Source organism: Variovorax sp. JS1663, from assembly GCF_002157355.1.
In the GTDB taxonomy this organism is placed as follows: domain Bacteria; phylum Pseudomonadota; class Gammaproteobacteria; order Burkholderiales; family Burkholderiaceae_C; genus Variovorax.
This window is the reverse complement of record NZ_LYMK01000010.1, coordinates 53,083-69,476: the sequence shown is the minus strand read 5'-3', so window position 1 is coordinate 69,476 and position 16,394 is coordinate 53,083. Positions and strand designations below refer to the sequence as shown.

The following is a 16,394-nucleotide window of genomic DNA, read 5'->3' as shown; positions in this document are numbered from 1 at the left end:
CCCCTGCGCCTCGTTCTTTCCCCCCAGAGTGATACCCATGACAGAGACAAGCACCACGCCGCGCATCAGGCCCGGCACCGCCCCGACCGCCGGCCTGCGCGGCGCCCATTGGGATCCGTCGCGCCTGCCAGTCGGGCACCACGTCAGCACGCAGGTCGGCATGGCCGCCGACGGCGTGCCTGCCACCGGCCTGCTCTATGCGCGCGGCGGCGAGAAGACCGCCGTGCTCGCGATGCATCCGCGCGAATTCCTTGCCACCCATTACCTGGTGCCGGAAGTCCTGCGCGCCGGTGCGGCGATCTTCCTGCAGATGCCGCGCGCCATCGGCAACGACCTGCGGCTGGAGCACGAGACCACGGTCTTCGAGGTCGGCGCCGGCGTCGGCCTGCTGCGCGGCCTGGGCTACGAGAAGATCGTGCTGCTGGGCAATTCCGGCGGCGCGCCGGTGATGGCGCTCTACATCCAGCAGAGCCTGGCCGCGCCCGGCCAGCGCCTGGAGACCACCGCGTCCGGACGGCCGGTCGCGCTGAACGCCGCCTCGCTGCCGACGGTCGACGGCTTGCTGCTGGTCTCGGCCCACGAAGGACCGGGACTGCTGCTGCAGGACTGCATCGACGGCTCGCTGACGGACGAGCACGACCCCTTCTCGATCGACCGCAGCCTCTCGCCCTTCGAGGCGAAGAACGGATTTCACCGCCCGCCGGAGAGCGCGTCGTACACGCCGGCGTTCATCGAGCGCTATCGCGCCGCGCAGAAGGCGCGCGTGGCCCGCATCGACGCGCAGGCCCGCGCCATGATCGAGGAGCGCGTCGCGGCGCGCCGCCAGGCCAAGGACGCGCCTTCGCCCGCCCTGCTCGCCAGCGCCGCGCACCAGCAGGTGATCCAGGTCTGGCGCACCGATGCGGACCCACGCTGCTTCGACCTCAACCTCGACCCCTCCGACCGCGCCTACGGAAGCGTGTGGGGCGCGAACCCCGTCGCCTCCAACTTCGGCACCGTCGGTTTCGCCCGCCTGTGCACGCCCGAGAGCTGGTTGTCGACCTGGTCGGCCAACAGCTGCGTGGCCTCGCTGCCGCGCTGCGCACCGGCCATCGAGCAGCCCACGCTGCTGGTCGAGTACACGGGCGACAACGCGGTCTTTCCCGAAACGGCGAAGCGGGTCATGGGCCTGATCGGCGCCGGCGACAAGACTCACGTGCGCATTCCGGGCAATCACCACGGAGCCTCGCTCGGCCGCGACTACCCCGACGGCCGTGATGGCGCCGGCCGCAGCATCGCGCAGTGGCTGCAAGAGCGCTTTCCCGTCGCCCAGGGAGTGATCTGACATGCAGCAGCAGCAACCACGCATCGGCGTCGAAGCCCCCATCCCGGGCGTCGTCTATCCGCCGCAGGAAGCGCTGGAGCGCTACGTGGCCGGGGGCGCCCTGGGCTTCCGCACCCTGCCCGATGCCCTGCGCGCGGCGATGCGCACGCATGCGGACAAAGTCGCCATCAGCGCGCCCGAGGGTTCGCTGACCTTCAGCGAACTCGACCAGCAGACCGACCGCGCCGCCGCCGCCCTGCTCAAGCTCGGGTTGAAGCCGCTGGACGCGGCCATCTTCCAGCTCGCGAATTCCACCTCGCTGGTGGTGGCGGTGATCGCCTGCTGGAAGGCCGGCATCCTGCCGGTGTGCACGCTGGCGGCGCACCGCGAGCACGAGATCGGTTACCTCGCCAACCACACCCGTGCGCGGGCCCACTTCGTGCTGGACGATGACCGCAAGTTCGACCACGTGGGCTTCGCGATGAAGATGCGCAGGAAGGCGCCCACGCTCGCCTTCACCATCGTCGCCAATGCGAACAAGCTGGGGCTGCTGGGTCGCCTGGCCTCGGTGTTCAAAAGCGCCACGGCGGAGCCGCACGACCCGAAGACGCAGGTGTACTCGCTGCGCCGCCTGATCGACGGCATGGACCCGGGCGAGGCCCGCACGCTGCTCGCGCGCGTGCAGCACGATCCCTTCCAGGCAGTGGTGTTCCAGCTCTCGGGCGGCACCACCGGCGTGCCGAAGGTGATCCCGCGCATGCACAACGAGTACCTCTACAACATGGAGCTCGTGGCGCGGCACCTGGGCTGGTCGAGCGGGGACGCGATCTTCTATCCGCCGCCGATGATGCACAACGCCAACATGGTGTGCGGCTGGGGCCCGGCCCTGCTCGCGGGCGTGCGCAACATCATCGTGCCCGAGCCCGACGCGCGCGACTTCGCCCGCGTCATGATGTTCCAGAAGCCGACCTGGATCGGCGTCACGCGCGCCATCCTGATGCGCATCAGCGACGCGGTCGCCGGCAAGCTCATCAGCTTCAAGTCGCTGCGCGGCGTGATGTCGATGAACGCCTCCGAGCTGGTGCGCAAGGAGATCGGCGTGTTCGGCGCCCACGTGTTCGGCATGACCGAGGGCGTGGTGATGATGACGCACCGCGACGACAGCGCACGCGCGCAGGACAAGACGGTGGGACGGCCCCTGTCGCCCTTCGACGAGGTGAAACTGCTCGTGCCGGGCACCGAGAACGAGGCGGCCGAGGGCGAGGTCGGCGAGTTGGCGGTACGCGGCGCCTACACCATCCACGGCTACTTCGACGCGCCCGAGCAGGACGCGCGCGCCTTCACCTCCGACGGCTTCTACCGCTCGGGCGACCTGATGTCGCGCTGCGTGATCGAGGGCAAGACCTACTACGTCTTCGAGGGCCGCATCAAGGACGTGGTCGATCGCGGGGGCGAGAAGATCAGCTGCGAGGAGGTCGAGCTGGCCGTCGGCGCGCATGCCGCGGTGGCCGACTGCGCGGTGGTGCCGATGCCCTGCGAGACCTTCGGGGAGCGCGCCTGCGCCTTCGTCGTGCCGCGCAACGGCCGCGGCGCACCAGCCCTGCACGAGTTGCAGGCGCACCTGCAGGGTTACGGCCTGGCGAAGTTCAAGTGGCCCGAGCGCATCGAGGAAATCAACGCCCTGCCGACCACCAAGGCCGGCAAACCCGACAAGCAGTCGCTGCGCTCGCTGATCGCCGAGCGCGTCGGCGCGGAGACCGCGGCCGCGAAAGCGCTTCAATGAAGGAAGACACCATGAAGATCGAGACGCAAAAGCAGCAAGCCCGGGCCGTCGTCTACGTGCTCGACGTGCCCGAGTTCTCGGCCATCGTGCAGGCCTCGGCCAACACGCCCGGCGTCGAGGTGACGAAGGAAGACGCGTACTGGCGGGTGTCGGCGCCGCGCGAGCTGAGCTTCAGCCGGCGCGGCCTGCGGATGAAGCCGGCGGTGTGGTGGGGCATGTTCACCGGCGGCCTGGTGGGCCGCATCGCCGAGATGACGCCCAACTACGTGCGCATCGTCGCCGACGCGCAGGAGGAAACGCATGCCTGAGACGCCCGAAGGCTTCGCGCCGTTGAACCGCACCAGCCCCTACCTCGCGCTGGTCGGCCCGCTGTTCCAGAAGGCGCGCCCCGGCCGGACGCTGCAGGTGGGCATGCGCATCGAGGCGCGCCATGCGAACCATGCCGGCGCGGCGCACATCGGCATCCTGTGCCTGCTGGCCGACATCGCGATGGGCTACGCGACCGCACTCTCGACCGAGCCGCCGACGCCGGTGGGCACGGTCAACCTGTCGCTGGACTTCGTGTCCACCGCCAAGGTGGGCGACTGGATCGAGTCGGAGGTCGAGGTGGTCCGCGTCGGGCGCCGGCTTGCCTTCGCCAGCTGCTACCTGCTGGTCGAAGGCAGGCGCGTGGCGCGCGCCAGCACGGCGCTGAACGTGGTGGCGCAGACCTGACCATGGCGGTGCGCATCCGCAGCGTCGAGCTGTCGCTGCTGCGGCACGTGCTGGAGCAGCCGGTCGGTGGATCGGGCGTGGCCTGGGTGGACGTGCTGCTGGCGCAGATCGACGCCGGCGACGGGCTGCGCGCCTTCGGCTTCAGCTATGCGCTGGGCAGCTCGGGCGTGCCGAGCTTCTTCAGCGCCTGCGAGATCGCGCGCTCGCTGCTGGACGCGCCCGATGCCACGATCGATCCGGCGCAGCGCTGGCTGGACTGGGCGCGCGGCTTCCACCGCACCGGCAAGGGGCCGAACTACCTGGGACTGTGCGCGCTCGACGTCGCGCTGTGGGACCTGAAGGCGAAGGCCCAGGGGGTGCCGCTATGGCGCTGCTTCGGCGACACCTGCCCCGACGCACCGCTCTACCAGAGCGCCGGCTTCGGTGCCGCGGACACCGAGGCGCAGACGCTGCGGCAGTTGACCCGGGCGGCGGACGATGGCTATGGCGCCGTGAAGCTGCGGATCGAGGGTGTGCCCGACGACGCGCCGCGCGTGAAGGCCGCGCTGCGCCTGGCCGAGGACCGTGGCCTGCGCCTCATGCTGGACGTCAACGAGAAGGGCCGCCCCGCGGGCTTCGCCGACTTCGAGGCCCGTGTGCGCACGCTGCCCATCGAGTGGATCGAAGAACCCTTTCCCGCCGGGGAACTTCGCAGCTGGCGCGCCCTGGCGGCGGCGAGCCCCCTGCCGCTCGCGGGCGGGGAGCACATGCAGGGCCTCCCGGAGCTGATCCCCTTCGTCGACGAGCGCCTGCTTCGCGTGGTGCAGCCGGACCTGGCGATGATGGGCGGGCTCTCGGAGTGCCTGCGGGTGTCGCGCGAAGCATCACGGCACGGCCTGCAGGTCGCGCCGCATTTCCTGCCGGGCCTCTTCGTCCACCTCGCCGCGGCCGTGCCGCGCCTGCAGTGGCTCGAACACTTTCCGCTGATCGAGCCGCTCTTCGACGGCTGGCCGGTGCCCTGCGCGCGGCAGCGGCTCGCGCCGGGCACGGCCCCAGGGCACGGCCTGCAGCCCGCACCCCGGGCGCGGCAGGCGCCGGTGCTGCAGCACGAGCGGATCGGCGCGCGCTGACGCCTTCTTCAGTCGAAATACGCCCTTGCGTAGTTGATCGGCGCATGGTCCGCCAGGTCGCGCAGCAGCACCGCGCCGCGCTTCCATGCATGGTCGATCACGTAGCGTGCACGGCCCTGCGCGCGGTCGCTCTCGATGAAGCCGACGTCCGGGTTGTGCATGGCCTGGCCGTCGCAGCTGATGTAGGTGGTGGGCCCCGCGTGGGCGTAGAGCGAGAAGGCCGGCGGCAGCTGGGTGACGATGTCGCAGCCGTCGACCAGGCGCAGCATCTCGATGCCGGCGAGCGCGCCGACGAAGGCCGTGTTGCCGACGCGCGGCGCGCCGAGCGTGACCAGCAGCGTGGGCGGCAACACGGTTGCAGTGAGCGTCGCGAGTGCCCCGCCCAGGCTGTGGCCGGTGAAGATCAGCGCCCGGCGACCGGCGCCCTCCCCGTCGCTCAGCCATTCGAGCACGGCCGGCAGCAGCGCGCGAGCCGCCCGCGCGAAACCTGCATGCACCCGGCCGCCGCTCTCGGGCCAATCGACCTGATGCGCCTGCAGGTTGGTGGCGATGTCGCGGATCTCGTCGGGCTGGGTGCCGCGGAACGCGACCAGCGCCGTGCCCTCGGCATGCATCGCGGCAAAGGCGAAGCTGTGGGTGCCGTCGTCCACGATGAGCGTGGGCGCACCGAAGCCCGCCTGCGCCAGCGCCTCGGCCAGCCGCCGATGTTCGTCCTCCGAGGCCTCCGCCCGGTAATAGGTCAGCCGCGCCGCCTCGATGGCCCACTGGGTGGGGGTGAAGGGCTGGCCCGCCCTGAACAGCGTCTCGTGGCGCTCGGGCGAGTACAGCGCCGTGCGGCTGGGGTCGTAGTCGATGGCGGTCATGGTTTCACGGCGCGGCGGCTGCCGCCTTGAATTGCCGGGACACGAAGGCCCAGACCAGCCGCGAGGCATTGGGCCCTGCGGCGTCGCTGAAAGGCAGGCGCGGCGCGCCGCCGCTCCAGGCATGGCCCAGGCCGGCGATCTCGCACAGCATCACGAAGGTGCGGCCGCCACGCTTGAACTCGGTCACGCGCATGGGATGGCGCTTGCCGCGCTGCACGGTGCGCTCGATGCCGGGCTTGGCGCCGGTGGCGGTGGCCCAGACCGACGCCGTGCTCATGGCGTTGCTGGCCGAGACCACCAGGTCCGCGTCGCCATGCAGCACCAGCAGGGGCGGCAGCGTGGTGAAGACGGCGGCGGCGCCCATGGCCTTTCCCACCGCGGTCGCGGGCATCGGCGGCACATGGCGCCCCCGCATGGCGCCAAGCGCCGTGGCCGGCGAACGCGCCGCGCCCGGTGCCACGCCCGAATGCATCGCCGCCGCCTTGAAACGCACCGGGTACCGCGTGGCCATGAGCGCGGCCATGCCGGCACCGGCGGACAGGCCGACCACCGCGACACGCTCCCGGTCCACCGGATACAGCACGCCGACCTGGTCGATCGCCGCCATCAGCGTGGCGGCCTCGGCATCGGCCTTGCCGGAGCGCCGGTCGTACCAGTTCCAGCAGCCCTGCGGATGGACCAGCCGGTCCTGCTCCGGATAGAGAACGAAAAAACGTTCGCGCGCCGCGATCAGGTTCATGCGGGTGCTGGCGGCAAAGTCGCGCCCGGTCTGGCCGCAGCCATGCAGCATGACGACCAGGGGCAGGCGCTCGTCCCTGGCGATGTCGGGCGGCCGGTACAGGTGGTAGCGGCGCGCACCGCCGGGGCCGAGCGCCAGGCCGGGCAGCCAGTCACCCGGGCCGCGCGGCGGCTTGAATTGCTCGGCGGCGGCGCGCTGAACCTGATTGGCAATGCGCTTGCCGTTGCGAAGCGTGGCCTTGGTGAGTGCGTTCATCCCGCGCTGGTAGGCGCGAGTGAATGCCGAGGCGGCGGACGTGGAGGAACGGCGACGAGCCATGGTGCGTGAGCCGGGACTGGCCCTGCACCTTAGCAGCTTCCGCGCCGCCGCCGGCGAAGCCTAGTAGACCTCGGGCACGTACATCGAGGCCGGCACCGGCTGCCGCAGGTAGTCCGCATGGCGCACGCGCGCCGGCAGCTCGATCGGCGGATGCGGCACCTCGTGGTAGGGCATCTGGCCCAGCAGGTGGCTGATGCAGTTCAGGCGCGCCTTCTTCTTGTCCACCGCCTGCACCACCCACCACGGCGCTTCCTCGATGTGGGTGCGCTCCAGCATGGTTTCCTTGGCCTTCGTGTATTCCTCCCAGCGCCGGCGCGACTCCAGGTCCATCGGGCTGAGCTTCCATTGCTTGAGCGGGTCGTGGATGCGGCCGAGGAAGCGCATGTGCTGCTCCTCGTCGGTGATGGAGAACCAGTACTTGATCAGCTTGATGCCCGAGCGCACGAGCATGCGCTCGAAGTCGGGCACGGTGCGGAAAAACTCCTCGTACTCGTCGTCGGTACAGAAGCCCATCACGCGCTCGACGCCGGCGCGGTTGTACCAGCTGCGGTCGAACAGCACCATCTCGCCCGCGGCCGGCAGGTGCGTCACGTAGCGCTGGAAGTACCACTGGGTGCGCTCGCGGTCGTTCGGCGCAGGCAGCGCCGCGACCCGGGCCACGCGGGGATTGAGCCGCTGCGTGATGCGCTTGATCACGCCGCCCTTGCCCGCCGCGTCGCGGCCCTCGAACAGGATCACCACCTTCTGCCGGCTGTGCTGCACCCAGTCCTGCAGCTTGACCAGTTCGCCCTGCAGGCGGAACAGCTCCTTGAAATAGGCGCGGCGCGCGGCCTTGTCGGGCATGTGGCCCGATTCGAGTTCGTCGATATTGCGGTCCTCGATCTCGAGTTCGAGTTCCTCGTCATAGCTGTCGATCAGGTCACGCGCGATGCGCTGCATCAACTCGTCGTGGTCGCTCAAGGTAGGGGGCAACGTCATGGCTTGGCGGAAAACACAAGGGGAAACCCATGCTGCCCCTGCCAAATGACGAAACTGTGACAGACGGAAAGCACTGGCCGCGTCGTCACAACACTGACATACGGGGCGAACAGCATGGCGCGAGGCCTCACAACACCTCCAAGACCATGAGCTCGATCGCCGCCGAATCCTCGCTGGCCACCTACGTGCCCTTCATCCTCCTTGGGGTGGCACTGCTGATTGCGCTGGGCTTCGAGTTCGTCAACGGCTTCCACGATACGGCGAACGCGGTCGCCACCGTGATCTACACCCATTTCCCACACGCACATCTTCTGAGTTCCCGCTCCTGAACCGCCCCGTCTTGCCTTCGCCCCGGGATATTGCGGCCGCCTCCTACGGCGGCGATGAAGCCGGCCTGATCTGCGGCTACCTCTTCGATGCGGCAGCCGAGAAATCGTCGCGCGCCATCGATTCGAACTCGGCGGCGGCCTGGCTCGCGCAGCAGACGCAGCCCGACGGCGCCTACCTGTGGCTGCACTTCAACCTGAGCCACGCGCAGGCAGAGCGCTGGCTGCACCGGCACACGGAGCTGTCCGACACCTTCTTCGAGACGCTCAAGGACGGCATGCATTCGACCCGCATCGAACGGGCCGACGACTCGCTGATCGCCGTCATCAACGACGTGCATTTCGACTTCAGCTTCGAGCCTTCCGACATCTCGACGCTGTGGATCAACGTCGGCCCGCGCCTGGTCGTGACCGCGCGCACCAAGCCGCTGCGCTCGGTCGACGCCCTGCGCACGGCCGTGAAGGCCGGCGATGTGCCGCGCTCGAGCGCCGAGCTGCTGGAGCACCTGTTGCGGGTGCAGGCCGACGTGCTGGTGAACGTCGTGCGCGGCGTGACCGCCCGCGTCGATTCGATCGAGGACGAGCTGCTGACCGGCCGGCTCGACCACAAGCGCGCCCGGCTCGGCGAGATGCGCCGGCTGCTCGTGCGGCTGCAGCGCCTGCTGGCCCCGGAGCCGGGCGCGCTGTTCCGCCTGTTGCAAAAGCCGCCGGACTGGCTGGCCGAGGACGACGCCCAGAGGCTGCGCGGCGCGACCGAGGAGTTCTCGGTGGTTCTGCGCGACATGGGTGCGCTGCAGGAGCGCATCAAGCTGCTGCAGGAAGAGATCGCCGCCAACGTCAACGAGGACACCAGCCGCAGCCTGTTCGTGCTGACCGTGGTGACGGTTCTGGCCCTGCCCATCAACATCCTGGCCGGCCTGTTCGGCATGAACGTGGGCGGCATTCCGCTGGCCGAGGACAAGCACGGCTTCTGGGTGCTGGTGGGAATCGTGATCACCTTCACCGTGGTCGCGGCCTGGGTCGCCTTTCGCAAGAAGCGCTGAAAGCACCCGCGGGCGCACCTTGCCCGCTATCCATTCGATAGCACCCTCGACAGTCGCCATGCGCCCTGCAAGCCCATGCAAGAAAGAATAAGATCCGGGGGGTGTCTTCCATCCTCAACGCCGACCTGCACTGCCACTCCGTGGTGTCCGACGGCACCCTGACGCCCGAGGAACTGGCCGCCCGCGCGGCCGGCAACGGTGTCGAGCTCTGGTCGCTGACCGACCATGACGAGATCGGCGGCCAGCACCGCGCCGCCGCCGCCGCCCGCGCCCAGGGCATCAAGTACCTCACCGGCACCGAGATTTCCGTCACCTTCGCCAACGAGACGGTGCATATCGTCGGCCTGGGCTTCGACCCGGACGATGCGGCCATCAGCGAAGGCCTCTACGACACGCGCGGCGGCCGCGGCCGCCGGGCGGAGGAGATGTCCGAGGGCCTGGCCAAGGTCGGCATCCCGGGCGCATACGAAGGCGCGCTCAAGTACGTGGGCAATCCCGAGCTCATTTCGCGCACGCATTTCGCCCGATACCTGGTCGAGCAGGGCCATTGCCGCGACACCTCCGAGGTCTTCCGCAAGTTCCTCACCGAGGGCAAGCCCGGCTACGTGCCGCACCGCTGGGCCACGCTGAAGGATGCGGTGCGCTGGATCACCGGGGCCGGCGGTCTGGCCGTGATCGCGCACCCGGGCCGCTACAAGTTCACCGCCAACGAGGAGTACGCCCTCTTCCTCGAATTCAAGGAACACGGCGGCCGGGCGATCGAGGTGGTGACCGGCAGCCACACGCCGGCCGAGTACACCGAGTACGCCGACAAGGCCCTGGAATTCGGCTTTGCCGCCTCGCGCGGCAGCGACTTCCACAGCCCCGACGAAAGCCATTGCGATCTGGGCCAGTTGCCCCCGCTCCCCGGCAAGCTCACACCGGTGTGGGAATTGCTCCAAGACCGCATCCTGTGACCGGGCCGATCACGGGCAGCGGCAGCCCGGCCGCCTGCAAGAGCACGCGCGACATCGAATCCGAGCGGATCCTGGCCGGAATCGGCCTGGTGCTGCTGGCGACCGCCTGCTTCGCCACCCTGGACACCGCAACCAAGCTCTCCACCGCCGGCGTGCCGATCCTGATGGGCGTGTGGTTTCGCTATGCCTTCCAGGCCGCGGCCACCACCGCGGTGCTGCTGCCGCGGCACGGCATGGCGCTGCTGCGCACCGGGCACCCCAAGTACCAGATGCTGCGCGGCGCCCTGCTGCTGACTTCCAGCACGCTGGCCTTCTTCAGCCTGCGCTACATGCCGATGGCCGAGTTCACCTCGATCGTGCTGATCGCGCCGCTGGTCATCACGCTGCTGGCTGCCCTTACGCTCAAGGAGCAGGTGTCGCCGCTGCGCTGGGTGCTGGTGGCGGGCGGCTTCCTCGGCACGCTGGTCATCCTGCGGCCCGGCGGCGAGGCGCTCAGCTGGGCGGTGCTGCTGCCCATCGGCCTGGTGCTCACCAACGCCTGGTTCCAGGTGCTGACCAGCAAGCTGGCGCGCACCGAGAACCCGCTGACCATGCACTTCTACACCGGCTGGGTCGGCACCCTGCTGGCCTCCGTGGCCCTGCCCTTCGTCTGGACGGCCTTGCCGGGCTGGCAATGGTGGGCACTGCTGTGCCTGATGGGCTTCATGGGCACGGTGGGCCATTTCATCCTGATCCTGGCCTACCAGCGCGCGCCGGCCTCCACGCTCACGCCCTACCTCTATGCCCAGATCGCCTTCGCCATGCTGGGCGGCTGGCTGATGTTCTCGCAGGTGCCGGACCGGCTGTCGCTGATCGGCATTTCGATGATCGCGGTCTGCGGCGCCGCCGGCGCCTGGCTCACGGTACGCGAGCGGCGGGTGCCGATCGAGCCGGCGGAGTCCTGAGCGCGATCCTTGCTTTCCTCGCCGTGCAGAATGCACGGCTTGCGTTTCTTCTGCACCGCAACGACCCATGGCCCAGTTCTTCGAGATTCATCCCGACAACCCGCAGCAGCGCCTCCTGAAGCAGGCCGCGGCCCTGCTGGCGCGCGGCGAGATCGTGGCCGTGCCGACCGATTCGAGCTACGCCCTGGCCTGCCACCTGGACGACAAGGACGCGGTAGACCAGCTGCGCCGCATCCGCCAGGTCGACGAGAAACACCATCTCACCCTGCTGTGCCGTGACCTGAGCGAGCTCTCGAGCTACGCCCGGGTGGACAACAAGCAGTACCGCCTGCTGAAGGCTGCGACCCCCGGCCCCTACACCTTCCTGCTGGAAGCCACCAAAGAGGTGCCGCGGCGCGTCAGCCACCCGCAGCGCAAGACCATCGGCCTGCGCGTGCCCGACCACAAGGTGCTGGGCGAGCTGCTGATGCTGCACGGCGAGCCGCTGCTGGCCACCACCCTCATCCCGCCCGGCGAGACCGAGGCGCTGAACGACGCCCAGGCGATCCGCGAGCGCTACGAGAAGCAGATCGGCGCCGTCATCGCCTGCGGCGCCTGCCCCTCGGAGCCGACCACCGTGGTCGACCTGACGCCCATGGGCATGGGCGGCGACCCGGTGCTGGTGCGCCAGGGGCGCGGCGCGCTCACGCCACTGGGACTGTGAACCTTCGTAGCAGCCCGGCCCGGCCGGAGCGGTCTGAGACAATCTTCCGGTGGACATCCAGAATCTCATCGAAAAAGTGCTGATCTACGCGCTGCCCGTGATCTTCGCGATCACCGTGCACGAGGCGGCACACGGCTACGTGGCGCGCTACCTGGGCGACCAGACAGCCTGGATGATGGGCCGCGTGACGCTCAACCCGGTCAAGCACATCGATCCCATCGGCACCATCCTGATGCCGCTCCTCCTGTACTTCGCGACGTCGGGCGCCTTCCTGTTCGGTTACGCCAAGCCGGTGCCGGTCAACTTCGGCCGGCTGCGCCATCCCAAGCGCGACATGATCTGGGTCGCGCTGGCGGGGCCGGCATCGAATTTCATCCAGGCGATCCTGTGGGCGCTGTTCTTCGTGCTCCTGCGGGCTTTCGGCGTCGAGGAGACCTTCTTCCTGGAGATGGCGCGCGGCGGCGTGCTGGTCAATCTCGTGATGTGGGCTTTCAACCTCTTTCCGCTGCCCCCGCTGGACGGCGGCCGGGTGCTGGCCGGCCTGCTGCCCCGCGGCGGCGCGCAGGAGTTCCTGGCGCGCATCGAGCCCTACGGCTTCTTCATCGTGATGGGCCTGGTCATCGCCGGCATCGTCAGCACGTGGTGGCTGCGGCCGCTCATGACCTTCGGCTACCAGGTCATCGACCTGCTGATCTCGCCCCTGACCGCGCTGCTGCGCTGAGTCCCTTCCTTCCCATGGCAAGCTCCTCCCCCACTCCCGTCCGCTTCCTCACCGGCATCACCACCAGCGGCACGCCGCACCTGGGCAACTACGTCGGCTCGGTGCGCCACTCGGTGCGCTTCAGCCGCCAGGCCCATGTCCAGAGCTTCTACTTCCTGGCCGACTACCACGCGCTCATCAAGGTCGACGAGCCGGCGCGCATCCAGCGCTCCACGCTGGAGATCGCCGCCACCTGGCTGGCCTGCGGCCTGGACCCGGAGCGGGTGACCTTCTACCGCCAGTCCGACATCGCCGAGATCCCCGAGCTGACCTGGTTCCTCACCTGCGTCACGGCCAAGGGCCTGCTCAACCGGGCCCATGCCTACAAGGCCCAGATGGACAAGAGCATCGCCCGCGGCGAGGACCCGGACGCCGACGTCAGCGCGGGCCTGTTCATGTACCCCGTGCTGATGGGCGCCGACATCCTGATGTTCAATGCCCACAAGGTGCCGGTGGGCCGCGACCAGGTCCAGCACATCGAGATGGCGCGCGACATGGCACAGCGCTTCAACCACCTCTACGGCGAGCACTTCACCCTGCCCGAGGCCGAGATCGACGACGCGGTGGCCACCCTGCCCGGCCTGGACGGCCGCAAGATGAGCAAGAGCTATGACAACACGATCCCGCTCTTCACCCCGCGTGCCCAGCTGCAGAAGCTGATCGCCGGCATCGTGACCGACTCCCGGGCCCCCGGCGAACCCAAGGAGACCGAGGGCTCGGCCCTGTTCCAGATCTACCAGGCCTTCGCCGATGCCCAGGAGACCGAGGCGCTGCGCCGCGCCTTCGCCGACGGCATCGCCTGGGGCGATGCCAAGCAACTGTTGTTCGAGCGCATCGATCGCGAGATCGGGCCGCTGCGGCAGGCGTACGACACCCTGATCAACGACCCGGCCCGGATCGAGAAGATCCTGCTGGCCGGCGCCGAGAAGGCCCGCGCCATCTCGCGGCCCTTCATGGCCGAGCTGCGCCACGCGGTCGGCCTGCGCAACCTCGGGGCCGCCCGGGACAAGGCCGCCGCGCCCAAGGCTGCCAAGGCGGCACGCCCCGCTTTCAAGCAATACCGCGAAAAAGATGGGCTCTATTACTTCAAGCTGCTCGACGAAAACGGTTCACAACTGTTACAAAGCCTGGGTTTCGCATCGCCGCAGGAAGCGGGCCGGGCGATTGGCCAGCTTCGGGCGCAGCGCGGCACGGCATTGACCCTGCTCGCTGCACAGCTCGAACCCGTCGACAATGCGACCGTGCGTGCGGCAACGGACGCGTTGGAGGCGCTGGCGGCGGCCGAGGCGGCCGGCCATAAGAACTGAAAGACATTTCGCGCAACGACCAGCGACCGGCAGAGCCGGCGCGCATACAGTGAGAAAGAGCTATGAGCATTTATGTCATCGACGACCACCCCTTGATGCGCGACGCCATCGTGATGGTGCTCCGGCGCCTGCGGCCGGCTGAAACCATCGTGGAGCTGGAACGGCTCGACAAGCTGGCCAGCGCCGTCAAGCAGCACGGCGAACCGGGCCTGTTCTGCCTCGACCTGAAACTGCCCGACGTGACGGGCGTGTCCGGCGTGATCGCAGTCAAGAAGATCTACCCCGACGTGCCGGTGGCGGTCTACTCCGCTTCGCCGGCAGGCGACATGGAGGAGGCCTGCATCGAGGCCGGCGCCGACACCTACATCGAGAAGTCGGCCAGCTCCGCCGAACTCACCGCCGCCCTGCGCGGCCTGCTGATGGCCGACACCGAGGCCGAGGAGCCGGTCACCGCGGCCAACAGCAAGCTGTCCAAGCGCCAGACCCAGCTGATCGCCATGCTCGACCAGGGCATGAGCAACCGTGACATCGCCACCGAGCTGGACATCAGCGAGCACACGGTGAAGGTGCACCTCTGGCGCCTGTTCCGCCGGCTCGGCGTGAAGAGCCGAACCCAGGCGCTGCACCACGCGCGCACCAACGGCTTGTTGTCGAGCAACTCCTGAAAAAGAAAACCGGGCCTTGGCCCGGTTTTCTTCTTCTGGGCCTTACTAGCCCACCGCGCCCGAGATGCGCGTCTGGGCCTGCGATTCGTCGGCATCGTGCAGCGCCACGCGGAACACGCTGCCGCGGCCCAGCCTGGAGCGCACGCTGACCGGATGGCCCAGTGCGTGCGACAGCCGCGCCACGATCGCGAGCCCGAGGCCGAAGCCGTCCGAGGTGCCTGCATGGTCGGCCACCTTGTAGAACTCCAGGAACACGTCGCGCAGGTGCTCGCGCGCGATGCCGATGCCGGTGTCCCACACCTCCACCCGCAGGCCGTCGCGCGTGTGGCGCGAGGCCAGCAGCACGCCGCCCTCGGCCGTGTACTTGATCGCGTTGGCCAGCAGGTTGCCGATCATGCGGCGCACGCGGATCGGATCGGTCAGCACCGTGCCCGAGCTCACGTGCATGCGGAAGCTCAGGCCCTTGGCCTCGGCCACCGGCCGGTACTGCAACTCGAGGTCGTGCAGCAGCTGGGCCACGTCCACCCGCTCGATGTGCAGCCGCACCTGGCCCGAGTCGATGCGCGCCAGGTCGAACAGCGAGTCGAACAGCGCGTTGACCGCATGCGTGGCGCGCACGATCTTGGGCGCGATCTCGGCCACCAGCTCGGGCTCGTTGCGCAGCCAGTCGGCGTAGAGCGACAGCGCCAGCACCGGCTGGCGCATGTCGTGGGCGGCGCTGGCCAGGAAGCGGTTCTTCATCGCCACCGCCGACACCGCCGCCTGGCGCTGCTGGGTCAGCGAGTTGATCAGGATGTGGTTGTGGAAGAGCAGCTCGAAGCTGTTGCGCGCCGTCTCGTGGATGCGCCGGCCGGCCCGCAGCAGCAGCCACCAGTGCAGGCCCGGCAGCAGCAGGAAGCCGTAGTGGAAATGCGGGCGCTCGAAGTTGAGCTCGATCACCCGGAACACGATCGCCACCAGCATGGTGACGAAGAGCGTGTTGACATAGCGCTTGAGCAGCGGCGGGTGCAGCGCCAGCCCGTTGAGCGGGAAGGTGGCGACGCCGGCCACGATCAGCCAACTCATGAACTGGTTCACCAGCGGCGTGCGCTCGAAGAAGATCAGGATCGACAGGCCCCAGGCGAAGGCGCTGGCGCTCCAGAGGAAGCGATAGCGCTCCACGAAGTACTGCTGGGCAGCCGAGTCCCGGTCGGCATAGTGCCGGCCGTAGACCTGCTCGCCCCAGATGCGGCAGCCGGTGGCCGTGATGCCGATGGCCAGCCAGGCAAAGAGCTGCCAGGGCGGCACATGGCCCCAGCTCAACCCCACCATGGCCGGCATCAGCGCCGCGGCCAGCAGGTAGGACCCGCGCGAGGCGCGCATCAGGCTGCGGATCAGCTCGCCGCGGACCCACGGTTCCGCCTCGTCGGCCGAGGCCGGTGCAGGCGTCAGGCTGGCGAAGGACGAATTGCCCAGCCCGGCAAAGGACGAATTACCCACCATGCGCGCGGCCCCTCTCTCCCCGTGTCAGTCCGGCCATAAAAAAAGCCCCTTGTTCGAGGGGCCCCTGCTTGCGGCTCTCGGGCACGCTGTGAAAAAAATCCGGCAACGGAAGCGGGACGACGGCCCCCGCCCGCGACTGCGCGGTCTGGCTGCGATCTTAACCGGCTAGACGCCGCCGAAGTAACGCATGGCCGTGCGGCCGAGCGGCGTGAGCGCGATCACGACTGCCGCCGGCGGGTCCATCCCGGTAGGCTGGAAATCCACCTTCACATAGCCCGCATCGCGAAGGATGCGGAGGTTCTCGATGTCCGCCTGTGAATCGAGCGTCATCGGCAACGAAGCGCCGGCGATTTTTCTCAGCAGCTCGTAGGCCATCCGGTCCTCCACTGTATTCATTCGTA

Annotated in this window: 18 protein-coding genes; 13 read left to right on the top strand and 5 right to left on the bottom strand. The window is 69.0% G+C overall.

The features are described from left to right. The first annotated feature begins 37 nt into the window (after positions 1 to 37). From A8M77_RS10970 to A8M77_RS10950, 5 genes are read left to right on the top strand one after another with little or no spacing between them, the layout of a single operon-like run. Positions 38 to 1,324 carry an alpha/beta hydrolase gene (locus A8M77_RS10970; RefSeq protein ID WP_086921594.1) on the top strand — a complete coding sequence of 429 codons (1,287 nt, stop codon included), beginning with the start codon at positions 38 to 40 and terminating at the stop codon, positions 1,322 to 1,324. 1 nt (position 1,325) lies between these two features. After that, positions 1,326 to 3,086, top strand: coding sequence for an AMP-binding protein (locus tag A8M77_RS10965; protein ID WP_086921593.1), 1,761 nt, complete (start codon positions 1,326 to 1,328; stop codon positions 3,084 to 3,086). Between the two features lie 11 nt (positions 3,087 to 3,097). Next, positions 3,098 to 3,394 carry a hypothetical protein gene (locus A8M77_RS10960; RefSeq protein WP_143694581.1) on the top strand — a complete coding sequence of 99 codons (297 nt, stop codon included), beginning with the start codon at positions 3,098 to 3,100 and terminating at the stop codon, positions 3,392 to 3,394. Continuing rightward, on the top strand, positions 3,387 to 3,800 hold the full coding sequence (locus A8M77_RS10955; RefSeq protein WP_086921591.1) for a PaaI family thioesterase: 414 nt from the start codon (positions 3,387 to 3,389) through the stop codon (positions 3,798 to 3,800). Before A8M77_RS10960 ends, A8M77_RS10955 begins: the two co-directional genes overlap by 8 nt. Positions 3,801 to 3,802: 2 nt before the next feature. Beyond that, positions 3,803 to 4,909, top strand: a complete 1,107-nt coding sequence (locus A8M77_RS10950; protein ID WP_086921590.1) for a mandelate racemase/muconate lactonizing enzyme family protein — start codon at positions 3,803 to 3,805, stop codon at positions 4,907 to 4,909. 8 nt (positions 4,910 to 4,917) lie between these two features. Here the strand turns inward: A8M77_RS10950 and A8M77_RS10945 are convergent, their stop codons facing one another. The 3 genes from A8M77_RS10945 to ppk2 are packed head-to-tail and all read right to left on the bottom strand — an operon-like array spanning position 4,918 to position 7,807. Beyond that, the gene (locus A8M77_RS10945; RefSeq protein ID WP_086921589.1) at positions 4,918 to 5,772 is read right to left on the bottom strand and encodes a lipase family protein; all 855 of its coding nucleotides are present in this window, start codon (positions 5,770 to 5,772) and stop codon (positions 4,918 to 4,920) included. A 4-nt stretch (positions 5,773 to 5,776) separates the two neighbouring features. Continuing rightward, positions 5,777 to 6,829 (bottom strand): extracellular catalytic domain type 1 short-chain-length polyhydroxyalkanoate depolymerase, encoded by a 1,053-nt coding sequence (locus tag A8M77_RS10940; protein ID WP_086921588.1) that lies wholly within the window; start codon positions 6,827 to 6,829, stop codon positions 5,777 to 5,779. A gap of 60 nt (positions 6,830 to 6,889) precedes the next feature. Continuing rightward, positions 6,890 to 7,807, bottom strand: coding sequence for a polyphosphate kinase 2 (gene ppk2, locus A8M77_RS10935; protein WP_086921587.1), 918 nt, complete (start codon positions 7,805 to 7,807; stop codon positions 6,890 to 6,892). Between the two features lie 146 nt (positions 7,808 to 7,953). Between ppk2 and A8M77_RS10930 the strand changes: the two genes are divergently transcribed. The 8 genes from A8M77_RS10930 to A8M77_RS10895 all read left to right on the top strand — a co-directional run bounded on the left by A8M77_RS10930 (position 7,954) and on the right by A8M77_RS10895 (position 14,511). Next, entirely contained in the window at positions 7,954 to 8,136 is a 183-nt protein-coding gene (locus A8M77_RS10930; RefSeq protein ID WP_086921586.1) for a hypothetical protein, read from the top strand. 11 nt (positions 8,137 to 8,147) lie between these two features. Then, on the top strand, positions 8,148 to 9,176 hold the full coding sequence (locus tag A8M77_RS10925) for a transporter (protein ID WP_086921585.1): 1,029 nt from the start codon (positions 8,148 to 8,150) through the stop codon (positions 9,174 to 9,176). A gap of 101 nt (positions 9,177 to 9,277) precedes the next feature. Further along, the gene (locus A8M77_RS10920) at positions 9,278 to 10,132 is read left to right on the top strand and encodes a 3',5'-nucleoside bisphosphate phosphatase (RefSeq protein ID WP_086921584.1); all 855 of its coding nucleotides are present in this window, start codon (positions 9,278 to 9,280) and stop codon (positions 10,130 to 10,132) included. Further along, positions 10,129 to 11,076 carry a DMT family transporter gene (locus tag A8M77_RS10915; RefSeq protein ID WP_238136782.1) on the top strand — a complete coding sequence of 316 codons (948 nt, stop codon included), beginning with the start codon at positions 10,129 to 10,131 and terminating at the stop codon, positions 11,074 to 11,076. Before A8M77_RS10920 ends, A8M77_RS10915 begins: the two co-directional genes overlap by 4 nt. A gap of 67 nt (positions 11,077 to 11,143) precedes the next feature. After that, on the top strand, positions 11,144 to 11,779 hold the full coding sequence (locus A8M77_RS10910) for an L-threonylcarbamoyladenylate synthase (RefSeq protein ID WP_086921582.1): 636 nt from the start codon (positions 11,144 to 11,146) through the stop codon (positions 11,777 to 11,779). A 49-nt stretch (positions 11,780 to 11,828) separates the two neighbouring features. Continuing rightward, a complete protein-coding gene (locus A8M77_RS10905) occupies positions 11,829 to 12,500 on the top strand; it encodes a site-2 protease family protein (RefSeq protein WP_086921581.1) in 672 nt (223 codons plus the stop codon). Between the two features lie 14 nt (positions 12,501 to 12,514). Next, positions 12,515 to 13,846 carry a tryptophan--tRNA ligase gene (locus A8M77_RS10900; protein WP_086921580.1) on the top strand — a complete coding sequence of 444 codons (1,332 nt, stop codon included), beginning with the start codon at positions 12,515 to 12,517 and terminating at the stop codon, positions 13,844 to 13,846. Between the two features lie 62 nt (positions 13,847 to 13,908). After that, positions 13,909 to 14,511 carry a LuxR C-terminal-related transcriptional regulator gene (locus A8M77_RS10895; RefSeq protein ID WP_086921579.1) on the top strand — a complete coding sequence of 201 codons (603 nt, stop codon included), beginning with the start codon at positions 13,909 to 13,911 and terminating at the stop codon, positions 14,509 to 14,511. Positions 14,512 to 14,556: 45 nt separating this feature from the next. Here the strand turns inward: A8M77_RS10895 and shkS are convergent, their stop codons facing one another. Next, positions 14,557 to 15,993 carry a surface-behavior sensor histidine kinase ShkS gene (gene shkS / locus A8M77_RS10890; protein WP_238136781.1) on the bottom strand — a complete coding sequence of 479 codons (1,437 nt, stop codon included), beginning with the start codon at positions 15,991 to 15,993 and terminating at the stop codon, positions 14,557 to 14,559. Between the two features lie 165 nt (positions 15,994 to 16,158). Further along, positions 16,159 to 16,368, bottom strand: coding sequence for a hypothetical protein (locus A8M77_RS10885; protein ID WP_086921578.1), 210 nt, complete (start codon positions 16,366 to 16,368; stop codon positions 16,159 to 16,161). Positions 16,369 to 16,394: the final 26 nt, after the last annotated feature.

Bases quoted from the DNA above. Each gene is read 5' to 3' on its own strand.
- ppk2 (WP_086921587.1), bottom strand. From the start codon at position 7,807: ATGACGTTGCCCCCTACCTTGAGCGACCACGACGAGTTGATGCAGCGC.
- A8M77_RS10950 (WP_086921590.1), top strand. From the start codon at position 3,803: ATGGCGGTGCGCATCCGCAGCGTCGAGCTGTCGCTGCTGCGGCACGTG.
- A8M77_RS10910 (WP_086921582.1), top strand. From the start codon at position 11,144: ATGGCCCAGTTCTTCGAGATTCATCCCGACAACCCGCAGCAGCGCCTC.
- A8M77_RS10955 (WP_086921591.1), top strand. From the start codon at position 3,387: ATGCCTGAGACGCCCGAAGGCTTCGCGCCGTTGAACCGCACCAGCCCC.
- A8M77_RS10900 (WP_086921580.1), top strand. From the start codon at position 12,515: ATGGCAAGCTCCTCCCCCACTCCCGTCCGCTTCCTCACCGGCATCACC.
- A8M77_RS10940 (WP_086921588.1), bottom strand. From the start codon at position 6,829: ATGGCTCGTCGCCGTTCCTCCACGTCCGCCGCCTCGGCATTCACTCGC.
- A8M77_RS10960 (WP_143694581.1), top strand. From the start codon at position 3,098: ATGAAGATCGAGACGCAAAAGCAGCAAGCCCGGGCCGTCGTCTACGTG.
- shkS (WP_238136781.1), bottom strand. From the start codon at position 15,993: ATGGTGGGTAATTCGTCCTTTGCCGGGCTGGGCAATTCGTCCTTCGCC.
- A8M77_RS10945 (WP_086921589.1), bottom strand. From the start codon at position 5,772: ATGACCGCCATCGACTACGACCCCAGCCGCACGGCGCTGTACTCGCCC.
- A8M77_RS10970 (WP_086921594.1), top strand. From the start codon at position 38: ATGACAGAGACAAGCACCACGCCGCGCATCAGGCCCGGCACCGCCCCG.
- A8M77_RS10930 (WP_086921586.1), top strand. From the start codon at position 7,954: ATGAGCTCGATCGCCGCCGAATCCTCGCTGGCCACCTACGTGCCCTTC.
- A8M77_RS10895 (WP_086921579.1), top strand. From the start codon at position 13,909: ATGAGCATTTATGTCATCGACGACCACCCCTTGATGCGCGACGCCATC.
- A8M77_RS10965 (WP_086921593.1), top strand. From the start codon at position 1,326: ATGCAGCAGCAGCAACCACGCATCGGCGTCGAAGCCCCCATCCCGGGC.
- A8M77_RS10885 (WP_086921578.1), bottom strand. From the start codon at position 16,368: ATGGCCTACGAGCTGCTGAGAAAAATCGCCGGCGCTTCGTTGCCGATG.